Source organism: Stenotrophomonas sp. GD03930, from assembly GCF_029839665.1.
GTDB classification, from domain to species: Bacteria; Pseudomonadota; Gammaproteobacteria; order Xanthomonadales; family Xanthomonadaceae; genus Stenotrophomonas; species Stenotrophomonas forensis.
The window spans coordinates 856,318-871,036 of record NZ_JAOCAV010000001.1 but is presented as its reverse complement, the minus strand read 5'-3'; the positions used below and the strand labels follow the sequence as shown (position 1 = coordinate 871,036).

Genomic DNA, 14,719 nt, shown 5'->3' with positions numbered 1-14,719 from the left:
CTGCACCTGCAGAGGCAACAGCAACGGCAACAGCAGGATTGCTGCGGGTTGGCGGGGTGGGTCGGATGGCGGGGGACGCCGTGAATCCATCCATGGAGGCTTGGTCGCCGCATCCATGCGGCTCACTGATCTGGCTCCCTGAAAACGGACGCCATGAAGCCGTGTCAGGCGGCAGCCCGGAGCTGCCGGGCGTAGTTGTTAGGAGAGTGGTAGCCCAGCGCCGAGTGTAGCCGGGCTGGATTGTAGAAGCCGTGGATGTAAGCAGCGATGGACTGGCTGGCTTGTTCCTTACTGGCGTAAGGCTCGGCAGCCTCTTCTGTCTTGAGCGTCGCAAAGAAGCTCTCGGCCAAGGCGTTGTCCCAGCAATTGCCAGGCCGGCTCATGCTTTGGACCACGTCATGGGACTGCAGCAGCTGGCGAAACTCGTTCCCCCAGTACTGCCCGCCACGATCGGAATGGAAGATCAGGCCAGGTCGTTGTGGATGCAGAGCCCAGGCATTGGCAAATGCTTTCACTACCAGTTCTTCAGTCAAGCGCTTGGAAACGCTGTAGCCCAGCACCTGCCGGGTCTGGACGCTGATGACCACGGCCAGATGCAGCCATCCCTGGCGGGTGGGGACATACGTGATATCCCCGACCCACGCCGTCGGTCCGGTTCCGGGGGCAAATTGCCGATCCAGCAGGTTGGGGGCGAGCTGAGATGAGCCGCCGGAGGATTTGGGCCGGAATCGGCCTTTGGTCTTGCCCTGGATTCGCTCCTCGGCCATTAACCGTGCCACGCGCTTGTGGCCGACTAGATGATTCCTGGCTCGTAAGGCCCTGACCAGCCGACGCCGCCCATAACTGCGTTTGCTGGCCACATGGATGGCCCGAAGCTCGGTACGAAGGGCCGAATCGACATCGCACGTTTGGGCACACTGGCGGCGCAGGTAGTCATGGAATCCAGAGACAGAAACCCCGAGAAGCCGACACAGCAACCTGGTCGGGTAGCGAGTCCTTTGACTGGCGACGAAGGCGTACCTCACTTGGACTCTCTGGCAAAGAACGCCGCCGCTTTTTTTAGGATTTCCCGCTCCATCTTCAGATTGGCGTTCTCGGCCCGAAGGCGGCTGATCTCGCTTTCCAGATCAGTGGCCGGCCTGCGGGCCTCAGAGGTCAACGACCGGCCAGCACGGACCGCGTCAATCCAATTTGCCAGCGTTTTGACGGACATTTCCAATTGGCGGGCCGCTGCGGCTGGGCCGAGCGACTCGGCCAGCTCCACGGCTTGGTGCTTGAACTCATCGGTGTAGCTACGACGGGTGATACGGGACATAAGGGACCTCCCAGTGCGATCAAAGTATCGCTTCTTGGCGTCCGCCCACGGGGAGCCAGATCACACACCCCCGCCATCCGACCCACCCCGCCTTCGACAGTTTTCCGCGCACTGACGTTCTGTAGAGCCGAGCCATGCTCGGCTCCGAGCGAGCGCAGCGAAGCGATCCGCTTCCGCTTTTGATCTTCTCTTTCTTTTCCGTGGTGGACGCACACGGAAACTGTCCGCGGCCGGGTGGGTGGGCTGCGCAGGGGCGTGAGCCGCATGGATGCGGCGACCGAGCTTACATGGACGTACTTGCAGCGACCCCTGCGCAGCCCACCCATCCGGCCAACCCCATGATCGACAAACGCCGCCCACCACGAGGGGCTGCGCCGTTGGCTGGAAACCTAGATCGGTGCCAGCGCGGTGAACGGCGGCCACGGCAGGTTGCGCAGCAGCGCATACCCGGGCAGCACCCAGAGCCAGAACACGGGATTGGCCAGCACCCGCATCAGCGGGTCGAGCACGCGCGGGCGGATGCCGGCGATGTTCAGCAGCATCAGCAGCAGGAACGGCAGGCTGATGACCAGCAGCGGGTTCATCGCCATCGCGCCCGGAAGGTCGAAATGGACCAGCGAATACAGGCAGCGCGTGCTGCCACAGCCCGGGCAGTACAGGCCGGTCAGCGCGTACAGCGGGCAGCTCGGCAAGGGATTGCCGGCGACATACGGATTGACGTTGCGCAGCACCACCGTGGCACCCACGGCCAGGCCGGCGGAGACCAGCAGCGGCGCCCAGCGGGCGAGTCGGGAACGGGCGGGTAGCGCGGACATGCAACAACGGATCCGGCGCAGGCGCCGGATCCGTCCAGGCGTATCAGTAGCCGCTGTTGCTCATCGCGCCCATGCCGCCGAGCACAACGAAGAACAGCACGTACAGCACGACCACCACGACCCAGGCAATGGCCGACCAGATGGCCCACTTCTTGGCCTTGGCGGCCGAATCCTGGGCGCCGGCGATGTCGCCCGCAGCCAGCTTGCCGTTGACCTGTGCGGCGTAGACGATCGAGACGATGCCGGCCGGCAGGCAGCAGAACAGGGTGGTCAGGATGGCCCAGACCAGGTTGTTCGGGACCTGCGGAGTAGCGGTGTTCATGGGTTCAAGCTCCTTGATGGGTGGTGGTTGTGAATCATTGGTCGGAAAGAGCGCCCAGTACGGCCAAGCCGCCGAACAGCCCGAACCACAACAGCAACAGGACCGGCAGGGTCACGGCCGAAGCCACCGCCCACCAGCCCGCCTTGCGCGACGCGCTATACGCCCCCGGCAGGTCGCCGGCCGCGCGGCGGCCATCGACCTGGGAAGCGTAGACGATCGACACCACGCCCAACGGCAGGCAGCAGAACAGCGTCGTCAGGATCGCCCAGACCAGATGGTTGGGGATGTAGACCGGACGGCTGAGCGGTGGTGGTTGATTCAAAGCGAGACTCCATTCCTTGGTGGCCGGCCATGATGCATCGGCCGGACCTCCCCCCTGTGGGTGCGTAATCTACCGCAACCGGCGTTGCATGTATGCGTTTACATGCACGGCATGACGTGCTCCCCACTGGACGGTGGCGTATGCGGGGAGGTCGCCGGGCCCGCCTGGCGGGCCGTTCCGGTCAGGCGTGATCCCCACGCAGGGCGCGCACCCGGGCTTCCAGCGCAGGGGCATCGGTGCCGTGGCCGTCCACGGCCGGAGCCGCCACCACCTCGACGGTGGCGCGGAAGCGGCGCGGCACGCGCATGCGCCCGAGGCGGCTGTCGCGGCGGCTCCACATGCTCGACCACATGCCACGCAGCGCCATCGGCACCACCGGCACCGGCCGCCGTTCGAGGATCTTCTCGACGCCGGACTTGAACGGCGCCATCGTGCCGTCCCTGGTCAGTGCGCCTTCCGGGAAGATGCAGACCAGCTCGCCCTCAGCCAGCGCGGCATCGATCTCGTCGAACGCGCGCTGCATCAATGCCGGGTCTTCGCGCGCACCGGCGATCGGGATCGCCTTGGCGGTGCGGAAGATCCAGCGCATCACCGGGATGTTGAAGATCTTGTAATACATGACGAAGCGCACCGGGCGCGGGATCGTCGCCGACAGGATCAGCGCGTCCATGTAGCTGACATGGTTGCAGACCAGCAGCGCGGCGCCTTCGTCGGGCACATTGGCCTCGATGCCGTGCGGGCGCAACCGGTACAGGGTGCGCACCATCACCCAGCTGAGGAAGCGCATCAGGAATTCGGGGACGATGGTGAAGATGTAGATCGCCACCAGCGCGTTGGCAATGGCCAGTGCCAGGAACTGCTGCGGAATGGTCCAGTGCAGCAGCTTGTGCGCGGCCAGCGACAGCAGGGCCGCGCCGACGATGAACCCGGAATTCTGGATGTTCAGCGCCGCGAACACGCGTGACATCTGCGCCTTCGGCGTGCGGCTCTGGATCAGCGCGAACAGCGGCACCACGAAGATGCCGGTGAACAGGCCGATGCCGATCAGGTCGATGACGATGCGGAGGCTGCCGGGCTGCTGCAGGAAGGTGCCGACGGTCAGCCCGTGCACGGCGGCCTCGCCGCTGCGGGCGAAGTACAGATCAAGCAGGAACGCGGTCATGCCGAACGCACCCAGCGGCACCAGGCCGATTTCCACCGTGCGTGCCGACAGCTTTTCGCACAGCAGTGAGCCGACGCCGGTGCCGACCGAGAACAGGGCGAGGGCGAAGATGTACAGGGTCGGCTCGCCGCCGAGATTGGTCACCGCGTAGGCCGGCAGCTGCGAGGTCAGCACGGTACCGACGAACCAGAACCAGGACACGCCCAGGATCGCGTTGCGCACCGCCTTCTGCTGGCGCGCCATGCGCAGCACCGCCAGCGATTCCGGCAGCGGGTTCCAGTTGATCTTCAGGTTCGGGTCGCCGGCGTCGACCTTGGGAATCAGCCGCGCGGCGATGTTGCCACAGATGGCCAGGCCGATGATCGCGCACGCCGCCACCACCGTGCCGTGGCTGCCGGCCACGGTGAATACCAGTCCGCCGACGATCATGCCGGACAGGATCGACATCGACGTGCCCATCTCGACCAGGCCGTTGCCACCGGTCAATTCCTCGGGCTTGAGCACCGACGGCAGTACCGAGTACTTCACCGGGCCGAACAGGGTCGACTGCATGCCGGTGCAGAACAGCGCGATCAGCAGCACCGGCAGGCTCTGGGTCAGGAAGCCGGTGGCGGCCAGCGACATGATCACGATCTCCATGGTGGTGGTGATCACGATCAGCCGCGATTTTTCCAGCTTGTCGGCGATCTGCCCGGCCAGTGCCGAGAACAGGAAGTACGGCAGGATGAAGATGGCTGGCGCCAGCGTGGCGTACAGCCCCAGTTCTTCCTCCGGCACGGCCATGAACAGCAACATGCTGATGATCGCCTGCCGGTAGACGTTGTCATTGAACGCACCGAGCGCCTGGACCACGAAGAACGGCAGGAAACGGCGCTGGCGCAGCAGGGCGAACTGGTTGTGACCGGACATGGAGCCTCCTTGACCGGCGCAGCCTAGCATTCCTGCCCATCCGCCGGGACCATGGCCGGATGCATCCACGCATGGCGTGGATCTACTGAAGCCCGACGACGGTGGGTGCGGACCTGTGGGTGCGGACCGTTGGTCCGCACACCTCCAGCGGTCTCAGACGATGTCGTCGACCACGCCGCCATCCACGCGAAGCGCCGCGCCGGAGGTGGCCGAGGCCTGCGGCGAGGCCAGGTACACCACCATGTTGGCCACTTCCTCGACCGTTGCGGCACGCTGGATCACCGAGGACGGGCGATGCTCCATCACGAACTCGCGGCCGATCTGCTCCAGCGGCTTGCCGCTGCGCTGGCGTTCATCTTCAAACATCGCGGCGAAACCGTCAGAGAGCGTCGGCCCTGGAAGCACGGCATTGACGGTGATGCCACTGCCGGCCACGCGTTTGGCCAGGCCGCGTGACAGCGACAGCTGCGCGGTCTTGCTGACCCCGTAGTGGATCATGTCGGCCGGAATGTTGCGCGCCGATTCGGAGGAAATGAACAGCACGCGGCCCCAGCCGGCATCGACCATGGCCGGCAGCAGCGCACGCGACAGGCGCACGCCGGACATCACGTTGGTCTGCCAGTAGCGTTCCCAGGTGGCGTCGTCGGTCTCGAAGAAGTCCTGAGGGCCGAAGATGCCGGCGTTGTTGACCAGGATGTCGACCTTGGGCAGGCCGGCCAGCAGCGTTTCGGCACCGGCCGCATCCGAGAGGTCAGCCGCGACACCAAGCACATGGGCACCCGGTACCGTGGAGAGCAGGTGCTGGCGTGCGCGTTCAATGCTGTCGGCACTGCGGCCGTTGAGGACCACCGTGGCCCCGGCCGCGGCCAGGCCTTGCGCGATCGCCAGGCCGATGCCGGCGGTGGAGGCGGTGACCAGTGCGGCGCGGCCGCCGAGTTCGATCTTCATGGGGACATCCAGGGCAGGGGGATGCCCCAGTATCGATCCGGCGGCGTGATCGGGATGCAGCGCAGGGCGCAACGCGTTGTTGCACGCGGCGCGGTGGATCCACGCCATGCGGGGAGGGCATGCCCGATTCAGCGGTGAGGGATCAGGTCAGGCTGGTCACCGCTTCATTGGCCGCCGCCCGTACCTTCGGCAGCAGGCGCAGCACCAGCGCCATCTGTGTGCGGATCAGCTGCAGCTTCGGTGGCATCGCCTCGTCGATCTGCTCCAGCTCGGCGGCGACCGCGCGATCCGCATCGTTGTCGTCCTCCGCGACCGGCTGCCGTGCGGTCAGCGCCGTCGCCAGCTGCTGCAGTGCCTTGCGCACGCGATCACCGGCGGCCAATGCCAGCGGATCGCCGGCATAGCTGTCCACCTGGTCGCGATGTGCGCCCAGGGCCGACAGGTGGCCGAGCAGGGTGTTGGACAGGGCCAGGAAATGGAAGCCGGCGTCCAGGTTGCGGCGCACGTGGCCGGGCTCACGCAGCATGTTCGACAGCGCGGTGGACAGCGCCGCGTCGGCGTTGTGCATGTCGCGGCGGGCGATGCGGTAGGCCAGGTCGTCGCGCATGCCGCTGCGGTACTGGCCCAGCACCGAGTCCAGGTAACGTGCGGCGGTGTCCAGCACGCGCGCCAGCACCAGGTGCAGCTGGCGGCCCTGCCAGTCGGGCAGGATCAGGAACGCCGCCGCCGCTGCGATCGCACAGCCCAGCACGGTGTCGACCATGCGCGGCACGATCAGCACGAAGCCATCGCCGATCAGGTTGAAGCAGGTCAGTGCCATCACCGTGATGGCTGCCGACGCCACCAGGTAGCGGTCGGTGCGGGTGAAGAAGAACAGCAGTGCCGACAACAATGCGATCAGCAGCTGCACGTGCAACTGCGGGAACAGCTGCAGCAGTGCCCAGGTCAGTACCAGCCCGGCGAGCGTGCCGACGATGCGCTGGGCCAGGCGTTGGCGGGTGGCGCCGAAGTTGGGCCGGCACACGAACACGATGGTCAGCAGCACCCATGAACCGTTCTGCGCATTGAACAGGCGGATCGCCGCGAAGCCGGCGATCAGTGCCAGTGCCATGCGCAGGCCATGGCGGAACAGCACCGAGCCGGGCGTGAGCTGCTGGCGCAGGCGCACGCCCATCTCGCGCAGCGTGTGCGGGTTGCTGTCACGCAGGCGGGTATCGACGTTGTCGAGGCTGGCCTCGGAGCGTTCGGCGTCGAGCAGGCGGCGCTCGATGCTGCGCAGGTTGTGCACCAGCAGGTCCAGCGAACCGAGCAGGCGCTGCCACTGTGGCCGCTGCTGGTCACGCAGGTAGGCCAGTGCATCGGCCAGGTCGCGCCCGGCCTGCTGGTTGTTCTCGCCATACACGAACGGGCGGCGCAGGCGGATCGCCTCGCCCAGCCGCGCGCACGCCTGGCCCTGCAGATCGAGCAGGCGCTGGCAGCGGTACAGCACGTCGCTGTGGAAGAAGGCATCGACCAGCGCGCCATACGGGTAATGCGAAGAACTGGCGCGTTCGTGGAAATCCTGCGCCATGTAGTACAGGCGCAGGTACAGGCCGGAGTTCACGCCGGGCCGGCCGGAACGGCCGAAGCGCGCCAGGATCGCCGTCTTCGCCTCGTTCAGCGCGCCGACTACGCGCCGGTTCTGCTCGGCCAGGTCGAGCTGGCGTCGCTGCAGGTCGGCCTCGCGCACCGGTTCGAACAGGGCGGCTTTCAACTGCAGGTAGCGGCCCAGTTCCTGGTATAGCCGTGCCACGCGCTCGCGCACCGGCCGGTTGGCGAACAGCGCGGTCCACAGGATCGACAGCAGGCCGTACCAGACCGCACCGGCCAGCAGGTGGCTGACGGCGTCCAGTGCGCTGTGCAGGTCGCTGGCACCATGCTGCTCCAGGCCGATCATGGTGTAGATCGCCAGCGTCACCGTGGCCTGGGCAATGGACGCATAGCGCTCGCCGAGCGCACCGAGCAGGGTCAGGCCGAAGGTGGACAGCGCCAGCGCGCCGATGAAGACCCACGGCCACGGGAACAGCCAGATCACCGACGCCGCGGCGATGCAGAAGCACAGCAGTGACAGCAGCACGGCCTTGGTCCGGCCCCACCAGTTGTCATCGGTCTCGGCGATAGCGCTGGCGATGATGCCCAGGAAAACGCCGGGCAGGGCGGTCAGCGCATCCAGCTGCCAGCACGCGGCCACCGCTGCCGTGAGGGCGATGAACACCCGCAGGCCGTAACTGGCCTTCTCGTGGGCCCACAGGCGGCTGAGACGGGATTGTCGGGCGGACATGCAGGCTCGGTGGAAGGATCTGCCACCATTATTGCGGGCTGCGCGTGAAATATGGGGCCGGAGTGCGGACCAACGGTCCGCACCCACTCTTCGCAGCCATGGTAGTGCCGGCCGCTGGCCGGCAGATGCGCCGGGGAAGCCGGCCAGCGGCCGGCTCTACCGGGCTACGCCCGCTGCGCGCGCTTGAGCAGCTTCGCCTCGCGCTTGCGTGCGCGACGTGCGCGCCAGCGTTCGGCCAGGCACGAGAAGATCACATACAGCGCCGGCGTGCTGAGCAGGGTCAGGCTCTGCGAGAACAGCAGGCCGCCGATCATCGCGATGCCCAGCGGACGGCGCAGTTCGGAGCCTTCGCCGAGGCCGATCGCCAGCGGCACGGCGGCCAGGATCGCCACCATGGTGGTCATCATGATCGGGCGGAAGCGCACGATGCTGGCCTCGCGGGCGGCGTCGCGGGGCGCCAGCCCGTGCTCGCGCTGTGCTACCAGCGCGAAGTCGATCATCATGATCGCGTTCTTCTTGACGATGCCGATCAGCAGCACCAGCGCGATCATCGAGATCACCGACAGCTCGGTGTTGGTGCCGAACAAGGCCAGCAGCGCACCCACGCCCGCCGCCGGCAGCGTGGACAGGATGGTGACCGGGTGGATCAGGCTCTCGTAGAGCATGCCCAGCACCAGGTACACGGTCAGGATCGCCGCCAGCACCAGGATCAGCATGTCGCTGGGGTCGGAGTTGAAGCCGAAGCCTGCATCATCGGCCAGGCGGATGTCGCCCGGCATGCGCATGCCGGCCACGGTCGCATCGATGATCGCCTTGGCCTCGCCCATGCTCACGTCCGGAGCCAGGTTGTAGCTGAGGTCCATCGTCGTGTACTGGTTTTCATGGGTGATCTGCGACGGTGCCAGCCCCGGAATCTGGGTGGCGACCGCGGTGATCGGCACCATGTCGCCGTTGCGCGCCCGCACGTACACCTCATCCAGCGCCGCCGGCGTGGCGGTCTGCGAGGGCAGGGCGTTGACCACCACGCTGTACTGGTTGATGTCCGAGTAGATGGTCGAGATCTGGCGCTGGCCGAAGGCTCCGTACAGCGCGCCATCGATGGCGCCGACGGTGATGCCCAGGCGCGCGGCCTTGGCGCGGTCGATCTGGATGTTCTGGCGCAGCCCGGCGTTGTCGACATCGGTGCCGACGTCACGCAGTTTCGGGTTCTTCTTCAATTCCGCCTGAAGCTTGGGCAGCCATTCCTGCAGTGCAGCCAGGTCGTTGCCCTGCAGCGAAATGCGGTACTGCGCGCCCTGGCTGGAGCCACCGCCATCGTTGCTGGGCAGGTCCTGGATCGCGCGCAGGCGCAGCTGCAGGTCCGGGTAGCGGTCGGCCTTGGCACTCAACCGCGCCAGTGCATGCGCGGTGGTTTCGCGGCGGCCGTCGCTGCGCGATTTCAGCTCGATGTTGAACTGCGCGCTGGAGCCCTGGCGGCCGCTGCCCAGGCGAACGCCCACGGTCTTCACCGCCGGGTCGGCCATCAGCATGTCGGTGATGCGGCGCTGGCGGGCGACCATGTCCTCGAAGGAGACGGTGGCGCTGGAGTTGGCGCGGCCCCAGATCAGGCCGGTGTCCTGCGGCGGGAACGCACCCTTTTTCACTGCACCGAACAGGAACACGGTGACGCCGATCAGGATCAACGGGGTCAACGACATCAGCAGCGCGTGGCGCAGCGAGAAGTCGAGGAACACAGTGTAGACGCGCAGCATGCGCTCGTGGCCGGCATCGAGCCAGCGGCCGAAGCGCGACGGCGGCGCCGCGTGGTCGTGCGCGCTGAGGAAGCGGCTGCACAGCGCCGGGGTCAGCGTCAGCGAGACGATCATCGAGACCACGATGGCCGCCACCAGGGTGACGGTGAATTCGCGGAAGAACGCGCCCATCATGCCGCTGGCGAACAGCAGCGGGATGAACACCGCCACCAGCGAGGCGGTGATCGAGACGATGGTGAAGCCGATCTCGCGGGCCCCGGTCAGCGCCGCCTGCATGCGCGGCATGCCCTCGTCGAGGTGGCGCATGATGTTCTCGATCACCACGATCGCATCGTCGACCACGAAGCCGATCGCGATCACCAGCGCCAGCAGGCTCAGGTTGTTCAGGGTGAAGCCCATCACGTACATCACCAGCGCGGCACCCGCCAGCGACAGCGGCACGGTCACCGCGGCGATCAGCGTCGGTGCCAGCCGGCGCAGGAACAGCGCCATGGTCAGCACCACCATCGCCAGGCTGATCAGCAGGGTGATCTGCACTTCATGCAGCGAGGAACGGATGGTCGGCGTACGGTCGAAGTACGGCGTCATCGTGGTGCCCGGCTGCAGGTAGTCGCGCAGGGTCGGGATCTGTGCCTTGACCCGGTCCACGGTCTCCACGATGTTGGCGCCGGCACGGGTGAACACGTACATCACCACCGCCGGCTTGTGGTCGAACCAGGCCGCCTGGTAAGCGTCCTGCTGGCCGTCGTAGACGTTGGCGATGTCCTTCAGGCGGATCACCCGGCCATCGCCCTGGGTCTTCACCACCAGGTCGGCGAAGTCGGCCGCACGCGCCACCGAATCGTTGGCGATGATCGCGGTGGTGGTGTTGCCATCGCTGAGGAAGCCGGTGGGCGAGGTCACGTTGGCCGCGCGCACGGCGTTGCGCAGGTCGTCGGCGGTCAGGCCGAGGGCGTTCATCAGGCGCAGGTTGACGTCCACGCGCACGGCCGGCGTCGAGGCACCGGCAATGTCGACCGAGGCGACGCCGCTGATCTGGCGGATGCGCTGCGCCAGCAGTGAGTCAGCGACGTTGTACAGCTCGTCGGCCGACTGCGTCTGCGAAGTCAGCGCGATGGCGATCACCGGGTCATCGTTCGGATTCGCCTTCTGGTACATCGGCGAGCCCATGCCCGAGGGCAGGTCGGCCTGCGCCGAGTTGATCGCGGTCTGTACGTCCAGCGCCGCCGAATCGATGTTGTGACCGCTCTGGAAGATCATGAACACCAGCGAGCTGCCTTCCGAGCTCGACGAGCGCATGCGGTCGATGCCCGGCAGCTGGCCCAAGTGGCGCTCCAGCGGTGCGGTGACCGTGGTCGCCATGGTGGCTGCATCGGCGCCGGACTGGCTGGCGTGCACGAAGATCACCGGGATCTCGATGTTCGGCAGTGCCGACACGCCCAGGCGCAGGTAGCAGATCAGGCCGACCATGAACAGGCCGATGGCCAGCAGCGCGGTGCCGATCGGGCGGCGGATGAAGGGGCCGGACAGGTTCATCGTGCGGCCCCCCGCGGCAGCGGGGCGTGGATCATGCCTGCGGCTCCTGCAGCGAACCGTTGCGCAGCGCACGCTGTTCGCGGCGGCGGGCCAGCCACTCGGAGAAGCGCTCCATGTACAGGTAGATCACCGGCGTGGTGTAAAGCGTGACCAGCTGCGACAGCAGTAGGCCGCCGACGATGGCGATGCCGAGCGGGCGGCGCAGCTCCGAGCCGATGCCGGTGCCCAATGCCAGTGGCAGCGCGCCGAGCATGGCGGCGGCGGTGGTCATCATGATCGGGCGGAAACGCAGCAGGCAGGCACGGCGGATCGCTTCGTGCGCATTGGCACCGGCACGACGTGCCTCGATCGCGAAGTCGACCATCATGATGCCGTTCTTCTTGACGATGCCGATCAGCAGCACGATGCCGACGATACCGTCCACCGACAGGCTCAGGCCGCACAGCATCAACGCCAGCAGTGCGCCGACGCCGGCCGGCGGCAGCGTGGAGATGATCGTGATCGGGTGGATGTAGCTCTCATAGAGCACGCCCAGCACGATGTAGATCACCACCAGCGAGGCCAGCAGCAGCCACACCACATCAGTCTGGCTGCCGGTGAACTCGGCGGCCTTGCCGATGAACTCGGCATGCAGGTGGGTGGGCATGTCCAGGCTGTCCTTGGTCTCCTGGATTGCACGCACCGCTTCGGACAGCGAATAGCCCGGCGCCACGTTGAACGAGACCGTCACCGCCGGCAGCTGCTGCTGGTGGCTGACCACCAGCGGTGCGCTGCTCACCTTGCCCTCGGCCAAGGCCGACAGCGGAATGATGTTGCCGGCGCCGACAGTGATGCCGGTGTTCTGCGCGCCGATGCCGGTGGCGGTGGACGAGTTGGACGAGGTGACTTGGCCGAAGCTGGTGGCATTGGTGCCGGTCAGCGCGCCGGCGCCGTTGGAGGCCACGGCCAGCTGTTCCATCAGCGCAGTGCTGGTACGGAACTCCGGTGCCACTTCCAGTACCACGCGGTACTGGTTGAGCTCGGTGAAGATGGTCGAGATCTGGCGCTGGCCGAACGCATCGTAGAGCGTGTCATCGATGGTCTGCATCGGCACGCCCAGCACGCTGGCCTTGTCGCGGTCGATGTTCAGCTCAAGCGCGCGGCCCTGGTTGGACAGGTTGTTGTCGACGTCGGCCAGTTCCGGGCGCTGGCGCAGCGCTTCGGTCAGGCGCGTGGCCTGGGTGGCCACCGTCGCCGAATCCACGTCCGACAGCGAATACTGGTACTCGGTGGCGGCCACGCGGGTATCCAGGGTCACGTCCTGCACCGGCTTCAGGTACAGCGCTACGCCCGGAATGCCGGCCACCGCCTTCTGCAGGCGCGGCAGGATCTCGTCCAGGCCATCACGCTGGCTGCGTTCCTTCAGCACGATCGACAGCTGGCCCTGGTTGAGCGTGGGGTTCATGCTGCCGGCACCGATGAACGCAGAAACGCCGGTGACGTCCGGGTCCTGGCGCAGCGCTTCTGCGACCTGCTTGGTGCGCTGCTCCATCTGCGGGAAGGCGATGTTCTGGTCGGCCTGCACCACGCCGGTGATCAGGCCGGTGTCCTGCTCGGGCAGCAGGCCCTTGGGAATCAGCACGTACAGCAGCACGGTCAGCACCAGCGCGCCGCCGGCCACGGCCAGGGTCAGACGCTGGTGGCCCAGCACCCAGTCCAGGCTGTGCTCGTACAGGCCGACGGTGCGTGTCCACAGGTTCTGCTTGCCGGCCGCCGCGGCGCGCTCATGCGCGTCCTCGCCCTCGGGCAGGGCATCGGGCTTGAGCAGGTAGGCGCACATCATCGGGGTGAGCGTCAGCGAGATCAGCATCGACAGCACCACGGCGATGCTCAGCACCCACGCGAACTCATGGAACAGGCGGCCGGTGACGCCGGGCATCAGCAGCAGCGGCAGGAACACCGCCACCAGCGAGACGGTCAGCGACAGCACGGTGAAGCCGATCTGGCGCGCACCGATTTCGGCCGCCTCCTTGCCACTCTTGCCCTGCTCGATGTAGCGCACGATGTTCTCGATCATCACGATCGCATCGTCGACCACGAAGCCGGTAGCCACCACCAGCGCCATCAGCGAAAGGTTGTCCAGCGACATGCCGGCGAAGGCCATCACCGCGAAAGTGCCGGCCAGCGACAACGGTACTGCCACCGACGGAATGATCGTGGCCCACAACCGGCGCAGGAACACGAAGATCACCGCCACCACCAGGCCGATGGTGAGGATCAGGGTGAACTGCACTTCATGCACCGAGGCGCGGATGGTCTCGGTGCGGTCGTTGAAGATCTCCAGGTGCACGTCGGCCGGCAGCACGCCCTGCAACTGCGGCAGGATCGCACGGATGCGCTCGACGGTCTGCACGATGTTGGCGCCGGGCTGGCGGCGCACTTCCAGCAGTACCGCCGGCTTGCCATCGGCCCACGCGGCCAGCTGGTCGTTCTCCACGCCATCGACCACGTCGGCCACGTCCGACAGCCGCACCGGGCGGCCGTTCTTGTAGCTGATGATGGTGTCGCGGTACTCGGCGGCACTGGCCAGCTGGTCGTTGGTGCCGATGCTGTAGGACTGGGTCTTGCCGTTCAACGAACCCTTGGGCGCATTGACGTTGGCCTGGGTCAGCGCGCTGCGCAGCTGTTCCAGGGTCAGGCCCATGTTCGACAGCTGCGCCGGGTTGACCTGGATGCGTACTGCTGGGCGCACGTTGCCGGCGATCGAAACCAGGCCCACGCCCTGCACCTGCGACAGGCGCTGGGCCAGGATCGAGTCGGCGTAGTTGTTGACGTCGCGCAGCGGGCGCGTGTCAGAGGTCAGCTTCAGGGTGACGATGGCCGCGTCGGCCGGGTTCACCCGGTTGTAGACCGGCTGGTAGGGCAGCGACGAGGGCAGGGTGGCCTGGCGGATCGCCGCCTGCACGTCCTGCGCGGCGATGTCGATGTCGCGGTCCATCGAGAACTGCAGGATGATCGTCGACAACCCGGCCGAGGAGTCGGAGGTCATCAGCTCCAGCCCGGAGATCTGCCCGAACTGGCGCTCCAGTGGCGTGGTGACCAGCGAGGCCATGGTGGTGGCGTTGGCGCCGGGGTACTGGGTGGTGACCACCAGGCTGGGTGCATCGATTTCCGGCAGCGCCGACACCGGCAGCTTGCGGTAACCGAGGATGCCCAGCAGCAACAGCCCCGCCATCAACAGCGAGGTGGCGATGGGGCGGCGGATGAAGATCGTCGAAAAGCCCACGGACTGATCCTTGCTGGCACTTCATTGGCAGCGCCGGCGGGGATGCCGGCGCGG

At 66.8% G+C, this 14,719-nt stretch carries 10 protein-coding genes; all 10 read right to left on the bottom strand.

Annotated features, from left to right (window positions below; genetic code table 11):
* Positions 1-164 precede the first annotated feature (164 nt).
* Positions 165-1,025 (bottom strand): IS3 family transposase, encoded by an 861-nt coding sequence (locus N5C18_RS04035; protein WP_279943796.1) that lies wholly within the window; start codon positions 1,023-1,025, stop codon positions 165-167.
* The gene (locus tag N5C18_RS04030; protein WP_087921478.1) at positions 1,022-1,315 is read right to left on the bottom strand and encodes a transposase; all 294 of its coding nucleotides are present in this window, start codon (positions 1,313-1,315) and stop codon (positions 1,022-1,024) included. The genes N5C18_RS04035 and N5C18_RS04030 overlap by 4 nt, the downstream gene beginning before the upstream one ends.
* Positions 1,316-1,704: 389 nt before the next feature.
* On the bottom strand, positions 1,705-2,130 hold the full coding sequence (locus N5C18_RS04025; RefSeq protein WP_053450984.1) for a DUF2752 domain-containing protein: 426 nt from the start codon (positions 2,128-2,130) through the stop codon (positions 1,705-1,707).
* A 43-nt stretch (positions 2,131-2,173) separates the two neighbouring features.
* Positions 2,174-2,452 (bottom strand): CD225/dispanin family protein, encoded by a 279-nt coding sequence (locus N5C18_RS04020; protein ID WP_006473644.1) that lies wholly within the window; start codon positions 2,450-2,452, stop codon positions 2,174-2,176.
* Positions 2,453-2,486: 34 nt separating this feature from the next.
* Entirely contained in the window at positions 2,487-2,774 is a 288-nt protein-coding gene (locus tag N5C18_RS04015; protein WP_008265497.1) for a CD225/dispanin family protein, read from the bottom strand.
* A 181-nt stretch (positions 2,775-2,955) separates the two neighbouring features.
* The gene (locus tag N5C18_RS04010) at positions 2,956-4,845 is read right to left on the bottom strand and encodes an MFS transporter (protein WP_053511604.1); all 1,890 of its coding nucleotides are present in this window, start codon (positions 4,843-4,845) and stop codon (positions 2,956-2,958) included.
* A 153-nt stretch (positions 4,846-4,998) separates the two neighbouring features.
* The gene (locus N5C18_RS04005; protein ID WP_279943883.1) at positions 4,999-5,793 is read right to left on the bottom strand and encodes an SDR family NAD(P)-dependent oxidoreductase; all 795 of its coding nucleotides are present in this window, start codon (positions 5,791-5,793) and stop codon (positions 4,999-5,001) included.
* Positions 5,794-5,935: 142 nt separating this feature from the next.
* A complete protein-coding gene (gene yccS / locus N5C18_RS04000; RefSeq protein ID WP_271261076.1) occupies positions 5,936-8,113 on the bottom strand; it encodes a YccS family putative transporter in 2,178 nt (725 codons plus the stop codon).
* 164 nt (positions 8,114-8,277) lie between these two features.
* Positions 8,278-11,400 carry an efflux RND transporter permease subunit gene (locus tag N5C18_RS03995; RefSeq protein WP_053511607.1) on the bottom strand — a complete coding sequence of 1,041 codons (3,123 nt, stop codon included), beginning with the start codon at positions 11,398-11,400 and terminating at the stop codon, positions 8,278-8,280.
* Between the two features lie 31 nt (positions 11,401-11,431).
* Positions 11,432-14,665 (bottom strand): efflux RND transporter permease subunit, encoded by a 3,234-nt coding sequence (locus N5C18_RS03990; RefSeq protein ID WP_271261078.1) that lies wholly within the window; start codon positions 14,663-14,665, stop codon positions 11,432-11,434.
* Positions 14,666-14,719: the final 54 nt, after the last annotated feature.